This is a genomic window from Variovorax sp. LjRoot130 (assembly GCF_964253755.1).
GTDB lineage: Bacteria > Pseudomonadota > Gammaproteobacteria > Burkholderiales > Burkholderiaceae_C > Variovorax.
The window spans coordinates 1,489,012-1,506,318 of the sequence record NZ_CAXURM020000001.1; the positions used below are offsets into that span (position 1 = coordinate 1,489,012).

The 17,307-nt window shown below is 66.0% G+C and carries 17 protein-coding genes; 1 reads left to right on the forward strand and 16 read right to left on the reverse strand.

Annotated elements, in window-relative coordinates; all coding sequences use genetic code 11:
* Positions 1-6: 6 nt before the first annotated feature.
* The 16 genes from ACSQ86_RS07445 to ACSQ86_RS07520 form a co-directional block, all read right to left on the reverse strand.
* Positions 7-693, reverse strand: coding sequence for a phosphoribosylanthranilate isomerase (locus ACSQ86_RS07445; protein ID WP_436308677.1), 687 nt, complete (start codon positions 691-693; stop codon positions 7-9).
* The gene (gene truA / locus ACSQ86_RS07450) at positions 690-1,502 is read right to left on the reverse strand and encodes a tRNA pseudouridine(38-40) synthase TruA (protein ID WP_093106535.1); all 813 of its coding nucleotides are present in this window, start codon (positions 1,500-1,502) and stop codon (positions 690-692) included. Before truA ends, ACSQ86_RS07445 begins: the two co-directional genes overlap by 4 nt.
* Before the next feature lie 26 nt (positions 1,503-1,528).
* Positions 1,529-4,159, reverse strand: a complete 2,631-nt coding sequence (locus tag ACSQ86_RS07455) for a FimV/HubP family polar landmark protein (protein ID WP_436303168.1) — start codon at positions 4,157-4,159, stop codon at positions 1,529-1,531.
* A 267-nt stretch (positions 4,160-4,426) separates the two neighbouring features.
* A complete protein-coding gene (asd, locus tag ACSQ86_RS07460) occupies positions 4,427-5,569 on the reverse strand; it encodes an aspartate-semialdehyde dehydrogenase (RefSeq protein ID WP_436292610.1) in 1,143 nt (380 codons plus the stop codon).
* Between the two features lie 92 nt (positions 5,570-5,661).
* Positions 5,662-6,750, reverse strand: coding sequence for a 3-isopropylmalate dehydrogenase (gene leuB, locus ACSQ86_RS07465; RefSeq protein ID WP_093106527.1), 1,089 nt, complete (start codon positions 6,748-6,750; stop codon positions 5,662-5,664).
* Positions 6,751-6,777: 27 nt separating this feature from the next.
* Positions 6,778-7,428: a 3-isopropylmalate dehydratase small subunit gene (leuD, locus tag ACSQ86_RS07470; protein WP_436303170.1), complete on the reverse strand. Its 651-nt coding sequence runs from the start codon at positions 7,426-7,428 to the stop codon at positions 6,778-6,780.
* A 13-nt stretch (positions 7,429-7,441) separates the two neighbouring features.
* Positions 7,442-8,863, reverse strand: coding sequence for a 3-isopropylmalate dehydratase large subunit (gene leuC, locus ACSQ86_RS07475; RefSeq protein WP_093106522.1), 1,422 nt, complete (start codon positions 8,861-8,863; stop codon positions 7,442-7,444).
* Between the two features lie 34 nt (positions 8,864-8,897).
* Positions 8,898-9,842, reverse strand: a complete 945-nt coding sequence (locus ACSQ86_RS07480; RefSeq protein ID WP_436308678.1) for a LysR substrate-binding domain-containing protein — start codon at positions 9,840-9,842, stop codon at positions 8,898-8,900.
* Positions 9,843-9,958: 116 nt separating this feature from the next.
* Complete coding sequence (locus ACSQ86_RS07485; protein ID WP_093106516.1) at positions 9,959-10,099, reverse strand: entericidin A/B family lipoprotein; 141 nt, start codon at positions 10,097-10,099, stop codon at positions 9,959-9,961.
* A gap of 121 nt (positions 10,100-10,220) precedes the next feature.
* A complete protein-coding gene (gene gltA, locus ACSQ86_RS07490; RefSeq protein ID WP_436303172.1) occupies positions 10,221-11,531 on the reverse strand; it encodes a citrate synthase in 1,311 nt (436 codons plus the stop codon).
* Between the two features lie 23 nt (positions 11,532-11,554).
* Positions 11,555-11,857, reverse strand: coding sequence for a succinate dehydrogenase assembly factor 2 (locus ACSQ86_RS07495; protein WP_093106511.1), 303 nt, complete (start codon positions 11,855-11,857; stop codon positions 11,555-11,557).
* 13 nt (positions 11,858-11,870) lie between these two features.
* A complete protein-coding gene (locus tag ACSQ86_RS07500; RefSeq protein WP_093106509.1) occupies positions 11,871-12,572 on the reverse strand; it encodes a succinate dehydrogenase iron-sulfur subunit in 702 nt (233 codons plus the stop codon).
* Between the two features lie 23 nt (positions 12,573-12,595).
* Complete coding sequence (sdhA, locus tag ACSQ86_RS07505) at positions 12,596-14,404, reverse strand: succinate dehydrogenase flavoprotein subunit (RefSeq protein WP_093106506.1); 1,809 nt, start codon at positions 14,402-14,404, stop codon at positions 12,596-12,598.
* A gap of 4 nt (positions 14,405-14,408) precedes the next feature.
* The gene (gene sdhD, locus ACSQ86_RS07510; protein ID WP_436292613.1) at positions 14,409-14,774 is read right to left on the reverse strand and encodes a succinate dehydrogenase, hydrophobic membrane anchor protein; all 366 of its coding nucleotides are present in this window, start codon (positions 14,772-14,774) and stop codon (positions 14,409-14,411) included.
* A 13-nt stretch (positions 14,775-14,787) separates the two neighbouring features.
* A complete protein-coding gene (gene sdhC / locus ACSQ86_RS07515) occupies positions 14,788-15,234 on the reverse strand; it encodes a succinate dehydrogenase, cytochrome b556 subunit (RefSeq protein ID WP_436303173.1) in 447 nt (148 codons plus the stop codon).
* A 160-nt stretch (positions 15,235-15,394) separates the two neighbouring features.
* Positions 15,395-16,153: a GntR family transcriptional regulator gene (locus tag ACSQ86_RS07520; RefSeq protein WP_436292614.1), complete on the reverse strand. Its 759-nt coding sequence runs from the start codon at positions 16,151-16,153 to the stop codon at positions 15,395-15,397.
* Between the two features lie 160 nt (positions 16,154-16,313).
* Here ACSQ86_RS07520 and ACSQ86_RS07525 point away from each other — a divergent pair, with 160 nt between their 5' ends.
* Positions 16,314-17,300 carry a malate dehydrogenase gene (locus tag ACSQ86_RS07525; protein ID WP_436292615.1) on the forward strand — a complete coding sequence of 329 codons (987 nt, stop codon included), beginning with the start codon at positions 16,314-16,316 and terminating at the stop codon, positions 17,298-17,300.
* The last annotated feature ends 7 nt before the right edge of the window (positions 17,301-17,307 follow it).

Here is a 17,307-nt window from a genome sequence, read left to right on the forward strand (position 1 = left end):
AGCCAGCTAACTGAGGGCATCGGCCGCACGCACGGCGGCCACGAATTCGCGGATCTTCACGGCGTCCTTGATGCCTTTGGAGGCCTCGACGCCGGAGCTCACGTCAACGGACAGCGACTTGGCTGCCGTGCGCAACTGGCGAATGCCATCGCCCACGTTTGCAGGTGTGAGCCCACCACTCAAGACGAGGTGAGCGTCGACGGCGGGTGGAAGAAGTGACCAATCGAATGCCTTGCCGCCACCGCCATAGGCTTCGACATGGGCGTCGAGCAGGATGGCGTGGGCGCGGGAGTAATCGGACGCGTATTTTACGAGGTCGAAGCCCGTTCCGGCTGCGCCCAGCGGAATGCGGGCCGCGCGCATGAAGCGGTGGGCGCCGCGGCCGCTGGCTTCCCAGCATTGATCGGGCGTCTCGTCGCCATGGAACTGGGCCATGGAACCCGGGACGCCGGCCAGCGAGGCCGCGGCTTGGGCCACAAGCTCGTTGACGAAAAGCAGCACCGGCGTCATGAAGGGCGGCAGCCGCGAGGCCAGCCGGCTGGCGCGTTCCGCCGTCACCGCGCGGGGGCTGGCCGGATAGAGCACGAAACCCACGGCATCGGCACCGGCATCGACCGCGGCATCCACGTCCTGCTCGCGCGTCAGCCCGCAGATCTTGATTCGCGTGCGCGTGGCGGACGGGGCGGAACTCATGGCGGACCATCATACGCAGCGCCGGTGTTCTGCATCGTCGCCTCCGGCGGAAGCCCCCATCCGGCAGCATAGAGCGGCCCCAGGAAATAGAGGCCGTTCGGCGAAAAAGTCGGAGCGGCCACTACGCGGCTGCGCGCCTCCAGCACGTCGCGCATCCATTCCGGAGGCGCGTCGCCCCGGCCGATGCGCACCAGGCTGCCCATGATGTTGCGGATCATGTGATGCAGGAAGGCGTCAGCCTCGAACTCGAAGTGCCAGCGGCAGCGATCGGCGTCGCCGTGCCGCGTGATCTCGATGCGCCGCAAATCCTTGACCGGCGAACGCGCCTGGCAGGCCGAGGCGCGAAAGGAGCTGAAATCGTGCCGGCCCACCAGCATCGCAGCCGCGGCACGCATCGCGTCGCCGTCGAGTTCGTACATGGACCAGCCCACGCGGCCCGCATCCAGGCTCGGGCGCACCGGGGACTGCGACAGCACGTACAGGTAGCGCCGGGCGAGCGCGCTGGCGCGGCAGTGGAACTGGTCGGGCACCGGCTGCGCCCATTGCACCGCGATGTCGTCGGGAAGAAAACGGTTGGTGCCCCGCACCCAGGAGAAGGGTGCGCGCTCGACGGAGGTATCGAAGTGCACCACTTGCATCAGGGCATGGACACCGGCATCGGTGCGCCCCGCGCAGAGCGTGGAGATGGGCTGAGCGGCGAAGTGGCCGAGCGCATCTTCCAGCTTGTCCTGAACGGTACGGCGCGATGGCTGGCTCTGCCAGCCGTCGTAGGCTTGACCGTTGTAGCGGATGCCGAGGGCCAGCCTCACCGCGGGATCGGCGGCCGCACGGCCGTTCAGCGCAACTGGCCGAGCAGTTGCTTGGCTTCGGCCTTGACCTCGCCCGAGCCCTCGGAAGCCACTTCCTCGACCAGCGAGCGCGCACCTTCGACGTCGCCCAGCGCCTTCAGTTCGCGCGCCAGCGAAAGCTTGATGGCATGCGGGCTTTCGCCGCTGTCCTCGACCGGCTCCAGGCGGCCGCGCTCGGTGTCGGCAGGGCTGCGGCCCGACAGGCCGGCCATCGAACTCATGTCGAATTCGATGAAGCCGGAGTCGCCGGGGAGACCGGCGCGCAGGGTCGCGGGCTGCGTGAACTCCTCCTCCGTGTTCAGCGGCGCGCGTGCCGTGTTCGGCTGCAGCGCGCCGGGCGCGGTGTCGAAGTCGTTGTTGAGATCGATCTTGGCGCTCGAAGCGAGTGGTGCGCTGTACTTGACCAGCGATGGCGCTGCGGCATTTTCAGCCCCGTTGCGCGCCGCCGGAAGGGTGGCGTTGACCGGCGCCGCAGCAGCCGACGCAGGTGCCGGTGCCGGCGGCTTGCTCAAGTCGAGGTCGAAATCGAGCGGCGCGACGGACGGCACGAAGGCCGGCGGCGGCGCGGCCGCGACAACGGGTTTTGCCACGGGGCTCGTTGCCGGTGCGGGAGCAGGCGGGGTCGCGGTTGCCGCGGCCAGCGTGCCGGCGAAGGCGGCGGTCTCTGCGGCCGAGACGCCGCGACCACCCGATTCGTACAGCGGGTTGCCCGGATCCAGGTCCTTGCCCAGTTCGACCACGCGGTTCCAGTCGGCACCGGTGCCGCCGGTCAGCTTGTGCACGTCGGAGGCCAGCGCTTCGTAGGCGCGCAGGTCGCGCCGCTTGGCGTGGATTTCGAGCAGCTTCAGATGGATGGCAGTGCGCTCCGGGTTGACGCGCAGCGCTTCGCGCAGGATTTCCTCGGCCTGCAGATCGCGTCCATAGGCCAGGTAAACGTCGGCTTCGGCCACCGGATCGACATCACCGGCGTCGAGCTGGCTCGGCGAGTACGACAGCGAGGACACGACCGAGTTGCCGCGGTTCTTGGTGTCCACCGATTCGCCGCCGCTGGCGCCGAAGAAGGAGTCCTTGGGAATGCGGCTCTCGAGGAACACGCTGTCGTTGGCGTCGCGGCGCTTGCGGCCGAGCACGCGGTAGAGCAGGAAGCCGACCAGGAGCGCGATCAGCGCAGCCGCGCCCAGCATGATGGGGTTGTCGAGCAATTCGTCGAAGAAGCTGCGTTCCACCGGCGCGGGTGAAGGCGCGGGCGGCTTGGGCTTGGCGGCGGCCGCTGGGGCAGGCACCGCTGCGGGCGCGGCTGCGGAAGCCGCGGCTTCGGGGGGCGTCGTCGTAGCAGCCGGCGGCGTTGCCGGGGCTTCCGCCGCGGCCGTTGCGGCGGGTGCGACAGCGGCCGGCAGGGCGGGGATGGCCGGGCTGGCTGCAGGCGCGGCAGCAGTGGGAGCGGGGGTCGAGCCCGTCGTGGGCGGGGTCGCGGCCGGCGCAGCCGCCGAAGGTGCAGGTGCAACCGGTGCTGGCGCTGCGGCTGGCGCGGTGCTGCCGGCCGTTGTGGGCGATCCGCTCGCGGCCTGCAGCTTGTTCAGTTCGCTGATGTTCTTGGACAGCTCGGCAACGCGCGTGCTGCTGTCCTGGGCTTGGCGGGCCTTGGCCAGCTGTTCTTCGGTCTGCCGGCCGGCGACTGCGCCGCCTTGGGTGATCTTGAGCTTGTCAGCGGCTGCACTTGCGGCGTTGCGATCCTCGACGTTGGCCTGCAGCTTGCCCGAAGCCTGGCGGTCTGCCTCGGCGACGCGCGAAGCCGGTGCGTTCTCGGCCAGGCGCCGGCGGTACTCGCCGAAATCGCGGCTTTGCGCGGTCACGGTGCTCCGGGCTTCGGGGGCCGGCACGCTGCTGGCTTGCGCTGCGCTCGGCACATCGAGCACGGCACCGGCCTTGATGCGGTTGACATTGCGGCCGATGAAAGCGTCGGGATTGGCGCGCAGCAGCGCCACCAGCATCTGGTCGAGCGACACGTCGGCTGATTTGTAAGCGCCAGCGATCTTGCTGGCGGTATCGCCGGGCTGCACGGTCACCTGCTGGTCGCCGCTGCCGGTACGCACCGCGCCTTCGGCTTGCGTCGGGGCTGCCGGGGCCGCAGCGGCGGGCGCGGGGCGTTCGCGGCGGGCCGGGGCTTGCACGACGGCGGGAGCCGTGCGCTGCGAAGGCGCGGTGATCTGCGGTGCAGTTGGGGCGATCGGCGCGGCGGCCGTTGCGGTTCGGCTCTTGGGCGGGTCGAGCAGCACCGTGTAGTCGCGCACGACGCGGCCGGAGTTCCAGGTCGCTTCGAGCAGCAAGTCGATGAAGGGCTCGCTGAGCATGCGATTGCTGCTCAGCCGCACCACATAACGGCCGTCGGCGCGGCGCTGCAGGTTGGTCCGCACATCCGCCAAGGCTGGGTTGTAGGGGACGCCGGCGGCGTTGAATGCGTCCGCCGGGGCAATGCGGACTTTCAGGCCGTCAGCCTCGGCCGCCGTGATTTCGGTGACCTCGATTTCGGCCCTGAGCGGTTCACCCAAGGCCGATTGCACATTGAGCCGCCCGAGCGCCAGGGCGGCCGCGTCGGTACTGATCGCGCCTAGGGCCAAGGCGACCGCGGCGCTGAGAAGTGAGAGCTGGCACCGACCTGAAATCGTCGGAGTCGGGCAAGTGGCCGGGAGGCGGGCCGCAGGCAACGGGTGTCGTGTCATGCTGGTAGGGGGCAGCTCGGCCCAAAAGTGTAAGAGGACGTTAACATCATCACCCCGCACTGACAAGGCGACAGGCCTTATCTACCCAGTGCGCACCAACTTCGGAGCGCTTTCTGCGTTGCGGCACCGCAACGTCGGGCGTCCGGAAGGGCGCCCGACATCGCTTCAGGCCTCGAGCAGGATGCGCAGCATGCGGCGCAGCGGCTCCGCCGCACCCCACAGCAACTGGTCGCCGATGGTAAATGCGCCGACGTATTCGGGGCCCATCGCGAGCTTGCGCACCCGGCCGACCGGGATGCTCATGGTGCCAGTCACTGCGACCGGCGTCAGGTCCTTGAGCGTGGCTTCGCGGTTGTTCGGCACCACCTTGACCCAGTCGTTGTCGGCCGCGATCAGCGCTTCGATGTCGGCGACCGGCACATCCTTCTTGAGCTTGAATGTCAGCGCCTGGCTGTGGCAGCGCATCGCGCCGATGCGCACGCAGAAGCCGTCGACCGGCGTCGCAGCCGTTCCGAAGCCTGCGCCCTGACCGAGGATCTTGTTGGTTTCGGCGCCGGCCTTCCACTCTTCCTTGCTGATGCCGTCGCCGAGATCCTTGTCGATCCACGGAATCAGGCTGCCGCCGAGTGGTGCGCCGAAGTTGGCCGTCTCGGCCGCGCTCAGCGACTGCTGCTTGGCCAGCACCTTGCGGTCGATCTCGAGGATGGCCGACTTCGGATCGTCCAGGAGCGCGCGCACTTCGCCGTTGATCGAGCCGAACTGCGTGAGCAGCTCGCGCATGTGCTGCGCGCCGCCGCCGGAAGCGGCCTGGTAGGTCATGCTGGTCATCCACTCGACCAGGCCGGCCTTGTAGAGAGCACCCACGCCCATCAGCATGCAGCTCACGGTGCAGTTGCCGCCGATCCAGTTCTTGCCGCCCTTGGCGAGCGCCTTCTGGATCACCGGCAGGTTGACCGGATCGAGCACGATGATCGCGTCATCGTTCATGCGCAGAGTGGAGGCGGCGTCGATCCAGTGGCCGTTCCAGCCCGCGGCGCGCAGCTTGGGAAAGACCGCGCTGGTGTAGTCGCCGCCCTGGGCGGTGATGACGATGTCGCACTTCCGGAGCGCCTCGATGTCGTGCGCGTCCTTCAGCGTGGTCTCGTTCTTGGCCATCGCCGGGGCCTTGCCGCCGGCATTGGAGGTCGAGAAGAAAAGCGGCTCGATCAGTCCGAAGTCGCCTTCGGCCTGCATGCGGTCCATGAGGACCGAGCCGACCATGCCGCGCCAGCCTACGAGACCGACCAGAGGTTGAGTTGCGTTCGCCATTTTCAGTTTGCCCTTGTGAAAAAAGAAAGTTGTCTTTTCTTTGCGCCCGGCTCGTCAGAGCCGGGGGGAGGGCATGACGAAGCGGGCTGCGGTTAGCCGGTAATCGTCTTTTTGGTGATGGCTGCCACCACGGCGTCGCCCATCTCGCGGGTGCCCACCTTGGTCGTGCCCGCGGACCAGATGTCTGCCGTACGCAAACCCTGGGCCAGCACGTGCTTGACCGCCGACTCGATACGGTCGGCAGCCTCGGGCTGGTTCAGGGAAAAGCGGAGCATCATGGCAGCGGACAGGATTGTAGCCAAAGGATTGGCAACCCCTTTGCCGGCAATGTCGGGCGCGCTGCCGTGGCTGGGTTCGTAGAGGCCCTGGTTGCCGGCGTTGAGCGAGGCCGAGGGCAGCATGCCGATCGAGCCCGTCAGCATGGCGGCCTCGTCGGACAGGATGTCGCCGAACATGTTGCCGGTGACCACCACGTCGAATTTCTTGGGTGCCTTGACCAGCTGCATCGCGGCGTTGTCGACGTACATGTGGTCGAGTTCGACGTCGGGGTATTCCTTGCCCACCTCGGTCACGATGTCCTTCCAGAACTGGAAGGTTTCGAGCACGTTGGCCTTGTCGACGCTGGTCACGCGCTTGCTGCGCTTGCGCGCGGCCTGGAAGGCGACGTGGGCGATGCGCTCGACCTCGGGGCGCGAATAGCGCATGGTGTCGAAGGCCTCCTCGGCGCCGGGGAAGTGGCCGTCGACAGCGGTGCGGCGGCCGCGCGGCTGGCCGAAATAGATGTCGCCGGTGAGCTCGCGGATGATCAGGATGTCGAGACCCGCGATCAGCTCGGGCTTCAGGCTCGAGGCGCCGACCAGCTGCTCGTAGCAGATCGCCGGACGGAAGTTGGCGAACAGGCCGAGGTTCTTGCGCAGGCCCAGGATGGCCTGCTCGGGGCGCAGCGAGCGCTCCAGCTTGTCGTACTTCCAGTCGCCGACGGCGCCGAACAGCACGGCATCCGCTTCCTTGGCCAGCTTGAGCGTGGCCTCGGGCAGCGGGTGGCCGTGGGCCTCGTAGGCCGCGCCGCCGACCAGGGCCGATTCCATTTCGAAGGAGAGGTCGAGCGTGTCGAGCACGCGGATGGCCTCGGCGACGATTTCGGTGCCGATGCCGTCACCGGGAAGAACTGCGATTTTCATGAAGTTGTTCTGAAGAAGTGGAAGGGGTCAGGCGATCAGCTGGTGGCTGAGCCAGGGCTTCTGCGCCAGGCGCTCGGCCTCGAAGGCCTTGATCTTGTCTTTGTGGCGCAGCGTCAGGCCGATGTCGTCCAGGCCGTTGATCAGGCAGTACTTGCGGAAGGCCTGGACCTCGAAGGCCAGTTCGCTGCCGTCGGGCTTTACGATCACCTGCCGCTCGAGATCGATGGCGAGGCTGTAGCCCGGGAAGGCGAAGGTCTCGTCGAAGAGCTGGGCGACCTGCGACTCGCTCAGCACGATCGGCAGCAGGCCGTTCTTGAAGCTGTTGTTGAAGAAGATGTCCGCATAGCTCGGCGCGATGATGGCGCGAAAGCCGTACTGGTCGAGCGCCCACGGTGCATGCTCGCGCGACGAGCCGCAGCCGAAGTTCTGGCGTGCGAGCAGGATCGAGGCGCCCGCATAGCGCGGCTGGTTCAGCACGAAGTCGGGGTTCGGCTTGCGCGACTTCGGATCCTGGCCGGGCTCGCCCGGATCGAGGTAGCGCCAGGCGTCGAACAGGTTGGGGCCGAAACCGGTCTTCCTGATCGACTTCAGGAACTGCTTGGGAATGATCGCGTCGGTGTCGACGTTCTCGCGGTCCATCGGCGCCACGAGGCCCTTGTGCACGGTGAATTTCTGCATGGTGTCTGGCTCCTCAGGCGAATTGGCGAACGTCGACGAAATGGCCGTGCACCGCGGCGGCGGCTGCCATGGCCGGGCTCACCAGGTGGGTGCGGCCGCCGGCACCCTGCCGGCCTTCGAAGTTGCGGTTGCTGGTGGAGGCGCAGCGCTCGCCGGGCTCCAGTCGGTCGGCGTTCATCGCCAGGCACATCGAGCAGCCCGGCTCGCGCCATTCGAAGCCCGCGGCCTTGAAGATCTGGTCCAACCCTTCGCGCTCGGCCTGTTCCTTCACGAGGCCGGAGCCCGGAACGACCATCGCGAGCTTGACGTTCTTGGCGACCTTCTGGCCCAACTTCTTGACCATCGCCGCGGCTTCGCGCATGTCCTCGATGCGGCTGTTGGTGCAGGAGCCGATGAACACCTTGTCGATGAGGATGTCGTTCATCGGCTTGTTCGGCTCCAGACCCATATAGGTCAGCGCGCGCTCGATGGCGCCGCGCTTGTTGGCGTCCTTTTCCTTGTCCGGATCGGGCACGCGGCCGTCCACCGGCACCACCATCTCGGGTGAGGTGCCCCAGGTGACTTGCGGCTTGATCTGCGCGGCGTCGAGTTCGACCACGGCATCGAAGTGCGCATCGGCGTCAGATTGCAGCGTCTTCCAGTAGGCGACGGCCTGGTCCCATTCGACGCCCGTGGGCGCGAGCGGGCGACCCTTGACGTAGGCGATGGTCTTCTCGTCCACCGCCACCAGCCCGGCGCGCGCACCGGCCTCGATCGCCATGTTGCACACCGTCATGCGGCCTTCCATGCTCAGATCGCGGATCGCCGAGCCGGCGAATTCGATCGTGTAGCCGGTACCGCCGGCGGTGCCGATTTTGCCGATGATGGCCAGCACGATGTCCTTGGCGGTGCAGCCCAGCGCCAGCTTGCCATCCACCTTGACGAGCAGGTTCTTCGCCTTCTTGGCCAGCAGCGTCTGGGTGGCCATCACGTGCTCGACCTCGCTGGTGCCGATGCCGTGCGCGAGCGCGCCGAAGGCGCCGTGCGTGGAGGTGTGCGAATCGCCGCACACCACCGTCATGCCCGGCAGCGTCGCGCCCGACTCGGGGCCGATCACGTGCACGATGCCCTGGCGCTTGCTCAGGAAGGGGAAGAATGCGGCGGCGCCGAACTCCGAGATGTTGCTGTCCAGCGTGGTGATCTGCTCGCGGCTGACGGGATCGGCGATGCCGTCGTAGCCGCGCTCCCAGTGCGTGGTCGGCGTGTTGTGGTCGGCCGTGGCCACCACCGAGCTGATGCGCCACAGCTTGCGGCCGGCTTCGCGCAGCCCCTCGAAGGCCTGCGGGCTGGTCACTTCGTGGACCAGGTGGCGGTCGATGTAGAGGATCGAAGTGCCGTCTTCCTCGGTGTGGACGACGTGTTCGTCCCAGAGCTTGTCGTAGAGCGTGCGTGCCATGGTGATGGTCTCTTTCGTGGGGAGGGTGATTGTCTTATGCGGCCAGCTGGTCGGGCGCCGCAGCCGGCGCCTGCAGGTGCTTGACGAGCATGCGCGCCGCGACCGGCAGCGTCGAGAAATCGCGTGCGACCAGGCGGATCTCGCGCGCCGCCCAGGTGTCGTTCAGCGCCACGCACGTCAAGCCGCGGCCGATGCCGCCTTGCATCAGCTCGAAGGCGCGCAGCGGCATCACGCCGATGCCGAGGCCGTTCTCGATCATTCGGCACATGGCGTCGAGGCCAGTCACGTGAATGCGCAGCTTGATCGTGCGATTGGCGGCCAGTGCGGCCTGGTGCATCGCGACGTAGATTGAGCTGTTGGTGTGCAGGCCGACGTGGTCGACATCGAGCGAGTCCGCGAAATCGATCGCGCGCTGCGCCGCCAGCGGATGGCCGGCGGGCACGATCAGCACCAGCGAATCGTGGCGGTACAGCAGGCTCTGCAGTTCGCTCGTGCCTTCGGGCACGTGGCAGATGCCGAGGTCTGCAGCACCCTCGTGGACCGCACGCACCACCTCGCTGCTGAGGTGCTCTTCCAGGTCGATCTTGATCGCGTCGTGCTCGCGCGTGAAAGCGCCGAGGTCCTCGGGCAGGAACTGCACGATGGCCGAGATGTTGGCGTGCACGCGCACATGGCCGCGCACGCCGTCGGCGTATTCGCTCAGTTCGCCCTGCATCTTCTCGAGGCTGTAGAGCACCGAGCGCGCGTGGTGAAGAAGGCTCTCACCAGCGGGCGTCAGGTCGACGCCGCGCGCATGGCGATAGAGCAGGGGGGTGCCGAGGGTGGCTTCGAGATCCGAGAGCCGCTTGCTGATGGCCGAAGCCGCGATGAATTCGCGCTCCGCCGCGCGTCCGATGCTGCCGAGCTCGCAGACGGCCACGAACAACTGCAGCGACGTAAGGTCGATGCGGCGGGCGAAGCTGCGTTCCGAGGAGGTCATACGGGGCTTGGCATCTCGTATGGAGATGGAGTCCCGTATTTTCCTTCGGTTTCTAAGGGGGAGCCATCGCGATGCGCGATGACATTACTGTCGGCGTGCGATGGGCGAGTGCGTCGTCATTGCTTCTTCTTGCCCGCGTCCTCCATCTTTTCCCCGGCCTTCTGCACGTCTTGGCCGGCACCTCTCCAGGTGTTGCAGCCAGCCAGCGGCACGGAGAGAGTGAATGCAATGGCGACCAATGCGGCAAGTTTCTTCATGGCGGAACTCCTTCGTTGAGGTGCCTTGCAGCCTATTCCCCCCTTGCCGGCGCTGCGTGTCAGCCAAGACGCAAAAAAGCTGCCCGAGGGCAGCTTTCCGAGGTGAGCGCGAACGCGAGGCTCAGCGCTGGGCGATGGGTTGCACGTCGCGCTTGGGCGAGCCTTCGAAGAGCTGGCGCGGACGGCCGATCTTGTACTCCGGGTCGCCGATCATCTCGTTGAGCTGGGCGATCCAGCCGACGGTGCGCGCGAGCGCGAAGATGGCGGTGAAGAGCGGCACCGGAATGCCGATCGCGCGCTGCACGATGCCCGAGTAGAAGTCGACGTTCGGGTAGAGCTTGCGCGAGACGAAGTATTCGTCTTCGAGCGCGATCTTCTCGAGCGCCATCGCGAGCTTGAACAGCGGGTCGCTCTCGAGGCCCAATTCGCTCAGCACTTCCCTGCAGGTTTCCTGCATCAGCTTGGCGCGCGGATCGTAGTTCTTGTAGACGCGGTGCCCGAAGCCCATCAGCTTGACGTTCGAGTTCTTGTCCTTGACCTGCTTGATGAACTCGCCGATCTTGTCGACGCCGCCGGCCTTCTGGATGTCGTGGAGCATGTTGAGCGCCGCCTCGTTGGCGCCGCCGTGGGCCGGGCCCCAGAGGCAGGCCACGCCCGCCGCGATCGCCGCGAAGGGGTTGGTGCCCGAAGAGCCGCACAGGCGCACGGTCGAGGTCGAGGCGTTCTGCTCGTGGTCGGCATGCAGGATGAAGATCCGGTCGAGCGCGCGCTCGAGCACCGGGCTCACCTTGTATTCCTCGCAGGGCGTCGCGAACATCATGTGCAGGAAGTTGCCCGCATAGCTGAGGTCGTTCTTCGGGTACATGTAGGGCTGGCCGATCGTGTACTTGTAGGCCATGGCCACGAGCGTCGGCATCTTCGCGATCAGGCGGATCGCGGCGATCTCGCGGTGCTTCGGATTGGTGATGTCGGTGCTGTCGTGATAGAAGGCCGACAGCGCGCCGACCAGGCCGGTCATGATGGCCATCGGGTGCGCATCGCGGCGGAAACCGCGCAGGAAGAACTGCATCTGCTCGTTGACCATCGTGTGGTTGGTCACGAGCTTGGTGAAGCCGGCCTTCTGCGTCGCGTTCGGCAGCTCGCCGTACAGCAGCAGATGACAAGTCTCAAGGAAGTCGCAGTTGGTGGCGAGCTGCTCGATCGGGTAGCCGCGGTACAGCAGCTCGCCCTTGTCGCCGTCGATGTAGGTGATGGCCGACTCGCACGAGGCCGTCGACATGAAGCCCGGGTCGTAGGTGAACATCCCTGTCTGGGCATAGAGCTTGCGGATGTCGATCACGTCAGGGCCCATGGTGCCCTTGTAGATCGGCAGCTCGACGTTCTGTCCGCCGTTGCTGAACGACAGGGTGGCCTTGGTCTCGGATGCTTTCATTGCGAGTGTCTTTCAAAGAATGTTCAGGAGGGTTGGGATTGCGCGCCGTCGGTGCGCATCAACTGCAGGAGTTCGATCACGTCGGCCCCGGCCCATTCGGGCTCGGGTTCCTTTCTTCGAAGCAGCAGGTCGAGCAGATCGTTGTCCGACAGGTCCATCAATGTCTCCAATGCCTGCGCCTGCCCGCAGGTCAGACCTTCTTCATGCCGCTCGAAGAAGCGCGCGATGAAGAGGTCGTTTTCGAGCAAGCCGCGCCGGCAGCGCCATCGCAGCTTGCTCAGCGCACGTTCGCTGATCGGCTGCCGGAGGTCGGTGGCGGATTGCATGGTCTTGAAAAGTTCAGATGGCGCGGCGCACCATCAGTTCCTTGATCTTGCCGATCGCCTTGGTCGGGTTCAGGTTCTTCGGGCACACGTCGACGCAGTTCATGATCGTGTGGCAGCGGAACAGGCGGTACGGGTCTTCGAGGTTGTCCAGGCGTTCGGCGGTGGCCTCGTCGCGGCTGTCGGCGATGAAGCGGTAGGCCTGCAGCAGGCCGGCCGGGCCGACGAACTTGTCGGGGTTCCACCAGAAGCTCGGGCAGCTGGTCGAACAGCTCGCGCACAGGATGCATTCGTACAGGCCGTTCAGCTCATCGCGCTCTTCGGGCGACTGCAGGCGCTCCTTTTCGGGCGGCACGCTGTCGTTCTGCAGGTAGGGCTTGATCGAGTTGTACTGTTTGAAGAACTGCGTCATGTCCACGATCAGGTCGCGGATCACCGGCAGCCCGGGCAGCGGCTTCAGCACGATCGTGCCCTTGAGCGTGAGCATGTTGGTCAGGCAGGCGAGGCCGTTCTTGCCGTTGATGTTCATCGCGTCCGAGCCGCAGACGCCTTCGCGGCAGGAGCGGCGGAACGACAGCGTCGGATCCTGCGCCTTCAGCTTCATCAGGGCGTCGAGCAGCATGCGTTCGTGGCCGTCGAGCTCGATCTCGACGGTCTGCATGTAGGGCTTGGCGTCCTTGTCCGGGTCGTAGCGGTAGATCTGGAATGTGCGCTTCATCGTGAAAACCTTGAGATATGTTCTTAGAAGGTACGGACCTTGGGAGGCACGGACTCGACCGTCAGCGGTTTCAGCTTGACGGGCTTGTAGGACAGGCGGTTGTCCTGGCTGTACCAGAGCGTGTGCTTCATCCAGTTGGCGTCGTCGCGGCCCAGCGGCGCAACGGGATCGTCGGACGGGCGCTCGTAGTCTTCGACCGTGTGGGCGCCGCGGCACTCCTTGCGCGCGGCGGCCGAGACCATGGTGGCCTGCGCCACCTCGATCAGGTTGTCGACTTCCAGCGCCTCGATGCGCGCGGTGTTGAAGACGCGCGACTTGTCTTTCAGCGTGACCTTGGCCACGCGCTCGCGCACGGCGGCGATCTTCTTGACGCCCTCGTCCATGGAAGCCTGCTTGCGGAACACGGCGGCGTGCTGCTGCATCACGGAGCGGATCTCGCCGGCCACGTCTTGCGCATACTCGCCCGAAGTCGACGACTCGAGCTGATTCAGGCGTTCCAGCGTGCGATCGGCGGCATCGGCGGGCAGCGGCTTGTGTTCCTTCAGCTTGTCGTTGAATTCGACGATGTGGTTTCCGGCCGCGCGGCCGAACACCAGCAGGTCGAGCAGCGAATTGGTGCCCAGGCGGTTGGCGCCGTGCACGCTCACGCAGGAGCATTCGCCCACCGCGTACAGGCCGTTGACCACGGCGCTGTTTTCCTCGCCCTTCTGGATCACGACCTGGCCGTTGATATTGGTCGGAATGCCGCCCATCTGGTAGTGGATGGTCGGCACCACCGGGATCGGCTCCTTCGTGATATCGACGTTGGCGAAGTTGACGCCGATCTCGTACACCGAAGGCAGGCGCTTGTGGATGGTCTCGGCACCGAGGTGGTCGAGCTTCAGCAGCACGTAGTCCTTGTTCGGGCCGCAGCCGCGGCCTTCTTTGATTTCCTGGTCCATCGAGCGCGAGACGAAATCGCGCGGCGCCAGGTCCTTGAGCGTGGGCGCGTAGCGCTCCATGAATCGTTCGCCGTTGCTGTTGAGCAGGATCGCGCCTTCGCCGCGGCAGCCTTCGGTCAGCAAGACGCCGGCGCCGGCCACGCCGGTCGGGTGGAACTGCCAGAACTCCATGTCCTGCAGCGGAATGCCCGAGCGCGCCGCCATGCCGAGGCCGTCGCCGGTGTTGATGAAGGCGTTGGTCGAGGCCGCGAAGATGCGGCCCGCGCCGCCGGTGGCCAGCAGCACGGTCTTGGCCTGCAGGATGTGCAGATCTCCGGTTTCCATCTCGAGCGCGGTCACGCCGACCACATCGCCCTCGGCGTCGCGGATCAGGTCGAGCGCCATCCACTCGACGAAGAATTGCGTGCGTGCCTCGACGTTCTTCTGATAGAGCGTGTGCAGCATCGCGTGGCCGGTGCGGTCGGCCGCCGCGCAGGCGCGCTGCACGGGCTTCTCGCCGTAGTTGGCGGTGTGGCCGCCGAAGGGGCGCTGGTAGATGGTGCCGTCCGGATTGCGGTCGAAGGGCATGCCGAAATGCTCGAGCTCGTACACCACCTTCGGCGCTTCGCGGCACATGAACTCGATCGCGTCCTGGTCGCCGAGCCAGTCCGAGCCCTTGATCGTGTCGTAGAAGTGGTAATGCCAGTTGTCCTCGCTCATGTTGCCGAGCGAGGCACCGACGCCGCCTTGCGCCGCGACGGTGTGCGAACGGGTCGGGAACACCTTGGACAGCACGGCCACGTTGAGGCCGGCGCGCGCCAGTTGCAGCGAGGCGCGCATGCCGGAGCCGCCGGCGCCGACGATGACGACGTCGAACTTGCGCTTGGTGATTTGTTCTTTGGTATAGGACATGGGGTCAGACTCTCCAGAGCACTTGAATGGCCCAACCCGCGCACGCTACAAGCCAGACGATCGTGAAAACCTGCAAAACGAGACGGATGCCGACCGGCTGGACGTAGTCCATCCAGATGTCGCGCATGCCGACCCAGACGTGATAGAGCAACGAAGCGATCACGACGAAGGTCAGAACCTTCATCCACTGCGAAGCGAAGATGCCGGCCCACGCGTCGTAGCCGATCGGCCCGCGCGTGAAGATCACCTGCACGAGCAGGATGATGGTGAAGAGTGCCATCAGGGCACCCGTGATGCGTTGGCTGAGCCAGTCGCGCAGACCGTAATGCGCGCCGACGACGATGCGCTTGGAGCCGTAGTTCACAGACATCTCGTGCTCCTTCTTAGTAGAGGCCGAACAGCTTGGCGCCGAGGACCAGGGTCAAGAGGATGCTGATCGCCAGCGTGGCGATGGCCGAGCTGTGGCCGAATTCCTTGCTCGCCGCGGCATGGCTCACGTCCATCCACAGATGGCGCAGGCCGGCGACGAAGTGGTGCAGGTAGGCCCAGATCAGCGCCAGCACCACCAGCTTCAGAAACCATCCCGGAACGAAACCAAGGCCGCTGTTGAAGGCGGCCTTGAAGCGGGCGTAGGAGTACTCGGAAGACACGGAGGTGTCGAACATCCAGAGGATGAAGGGAAGCAGCAGGAATAGCAGCGCACCGCTCACGCGGTGAAGAATCGACACGACGGCGGCCGGCGGAAGCCGGTAGGTGGTCACATCGGTGAAGACATTGATGTTGCGGAACTCGCGTCGCGGGGGGCGGGGTGGTGTGGCCAGCTCTGTCATGGGGGCTTTCGGTATATTTTTCGAGGGGCGGCTTGGTCTTTGGCGGAAATGCAAACAACGCAAAATTCTATTGCAACGCACCATCGCGCTGCCTGCGTTGCGAAGTCATCGCATTGCTTCGCTCGGTTGCTATTGATTCGATAGCGGTGGTGCGGAAGGCTCAGCCAAGTTCATTGCGATAGTGGTGCGTGTCGGTGCGATAGAGGCCGCGGCGCAGTTCCATCGGCGTGTCGTGATAGGTGTGGGCCACGCGCTCGACGCTCAGAAGCGGCGTGGCGGTGGAAACGGCAAGCAGCGCGGCCTGCGCTGCGTCCGGCAGCACGGCGCGAATCTTTTCTTCGGCGCGCACCATGCGCACGCCGAACTCGGTTTCGAACATCGCGTACATCGGGCCGTGCCAGGCGTTCAGCCGCTCCGCCGTCAAACCCTTGAAGGGCGCGCCCGGCAGCCAGAGGTCTTCGAGGATGGTCGGCGTTCCGCGGTACGCCAGCACGCGCCGGACCTGCAAGACGGCATCGCCGGTGCGAAGCGCCAGCAGGCGCGCGATGTCGGCGCTCGCGCGCAGCCGTTTGCAGTCGACGATCTCGCGCTCGGCGGGGCCCTCGCTGTCGACGTCGCCGCTGTCCGGCACCAGCTTCAGGAAGCGGTACTGGACGTGCTGCTCGGCGTGCGTGGCGACGAAGGTGCCCTTGCCCTGGCGGCGCACGACCAGGTTCTCGGCCGCAAGCTCGTCGATGGCCTTGCGCACCGTGCCCTGGCTCACGCGAAAGCGCGCCGCGAGTTCGATCTCGCTCGGGATCGGCTCGCCCGGCTTCCATTCGCCGGCATGCAGGCTCTGCAGGATCAAGGACTTGATCTGCTGGTAGAGCGGGCTGAACGAGGGCGTCAGCTCGGCAAGCGCGGTGGGGGAGGTGCTCATGTCGGCCGACATCTTATATAAGACACAAGACTGGCGCCATCGAAAGCGCAAATCGGCATAAAATCTTCGACGGCCTTTGCGCCCGGGCGGATCGCCCGGCCCGACCTCCGCGGCCGCACCCGCGACCGCGCACCGTTTCATCACATCCTGGAGTTTTCCCATGAGCAAAAAGCCTGTTCGCGTTGCCGTCACTGGTGCCGCCGGTCAGATCGGTTATGCCCTGTTGTTCCGCATCGCCTCCGGCGAAATGCTCGGCAAGGACCAGCCGGTCATCCTGCAACTGCTCGAGATCCCGGACGAGAAAGCCCAGAAGGCGCTCAAGGGCGTGATCATGGAGCTCGAAGACTGCGCCTTCCCGCTGCTCGCCGGCGTGATCCCCACCGGCGATCCGCTGGTCGCTTTCAAGGATGCCGACTACGCGCTGCTGGTCGGCGCGCGCCCGCGCGGCCCCGGCATGGAGCGCGCCGACCTGCTGGCCGCTAACGCTCAGATCTTCACGGCTCAGGGCAAGGCCCTCGACCAGGTCGCGAGCCGCAACGTCAAGGTGCTGGTGGTCGGCAACCCCGCCAACACCAATGCCTACATCGCGATGAAGAGCGCGCCCAGCCTGCCGCGCAAGAACTTCACCGCCATGCTGCGCCTGGACCACAACCGTGCCGCCAGCCAGATCGCCGCCAAGACCGGCACCGCCGTCGGCGACATCGAAAAGCTCACCGTCTGGGGCAACCACTCGCCCACGATGTACGCCGACTACCGCTTCGCCACGGTCGGCGGCAAGAGCGTCAAGGACCTGATCAACGACCAGGTCTGGAATGCCGACGTCTTCCTGCCCACCGTGGGCAAGCGCGGCGCCGCGATCATCGAAGCGCGCGGCCTGTCCTCGGCCGCTTCGGCCGCCAACGCCGCCATCGACCACATGCGCGACTGGGCCCTGGGCTCCAAGGGCAAGTGGGTCACCATGGGCATCCCGTCGGACGGCCAGTACGGCATTCCGAAGGATGTGATCTTCGGCTTCCCGGTCACCACCGAGAACGGCGAGTACAAGCTGGTCGAAGGCCTCGAGATCGACGCCTTCAGCCAGGAGCGCATCGACAAGACGCTGAAGGAACTGCTGGACGAACAGGCCGGCGTGGCTCACCTGCTCTAAGCGCAGT

Coding starts and splice junctions, on each gene's coding strand:
- ACSQ86_RS07445 (WP_436308677.1), bottom strand. CDS start 693: ATGAGTTCCGCCCCGTCCGCCACGCGCACGCGAATCAAGATCTGCGGG.
- asd (WP_436292610.1), bottom strand. CDS start 5,569: ATGGCGAACGCAACTCAACCTCTGGTCGGTCTCGTAGGCTGGCGCGGC.
- leuB (WP_093106527.1), bottom strand. CDS start 6,750: ATGAAAATCGCAGTTCTTCCCGGTGACGGCATCGGCACCGAAATCGTC.
- leuD (WP_436303170.1), bottom strand. CDS start 7,428: ATGCAGAAATTCACCGTGCACAAGGGCCTCGTGGCGCCGATGGACCGC.
- leuC (WP_093106522.1), bottom strand. CDS start 8,863: ATGGCACGCACGCTCTACGACAAGCTCTGGGACGAACACGTCGTCCAC.
- ACSQ86_RS07480 (WP_436308678.1), bottom strand. CDS start 9,842: ATGACCTCCTCGGAACGCAGCTTCGCCCGCCGCATCGACCTTACGTCG.
- ACSQ86_RS07485 (WP_093106516.1), bottom strand. CDS start 10,099: ATGAAGAAACTTGCCGCATTGGTCGCCATTGCATTCACTCTCTCCGTG.
- gltA (WP_436303172.1), bottom strand. CDS start 11,531: ATGAAAGCATCCGAGACCAAGGCCACCCTGTCGTTCAGCAACGGCGGA.
- ACSQ86_RS07495 (WP_093106511.1), bottom strand. CDS start 11,857: ATGCAATCCGCCACCGACCTCCGGCAGCCGATCAGCGAACGTGCGCTG.
- ACSQ86_RS07500 (WP_093106509.1), bottom strand. CDS start 12,572: ATGAAGCGCACATTCCAGATCTACCGCTACGACCCGGACAAGGACGCC.
- sdhA (WP_093106506.1), bottom strand. CDS start 14,404: ATGTCCTATACCAAAGAACAAATCACCAAGCGCAAGTTCGACGTCGTC.
- sdhD (WP_436292613.1), bottom strand. CDS start 14,774: ATGTCTGTGAACTACGGCTCCAAGCGCATCGTCGTCGGCGCGCATTAC.
- sdhC (WP_436303173.1), bottom strand. CDS start 15,234: ATGACAGAGCTGGCCACACCACCCCGCCCCCCGCGACGCGAGTTCCGC.
- ACSQ86_RS07520 (WP_436292614.1), bottom strand. CDS start 16,153: ATGAGCACCTCCCCCACCGCGCTTGCCGAGCTGACGCCCTCGTTCAGC.
- ACSQ86_RS07525 (WP_436292615.1), top strand. CDS start 16,314: ATGAGCAAAAAGCCTGTTCGCGTTGCCGTCACTGGTGCCGCCGGTCAG.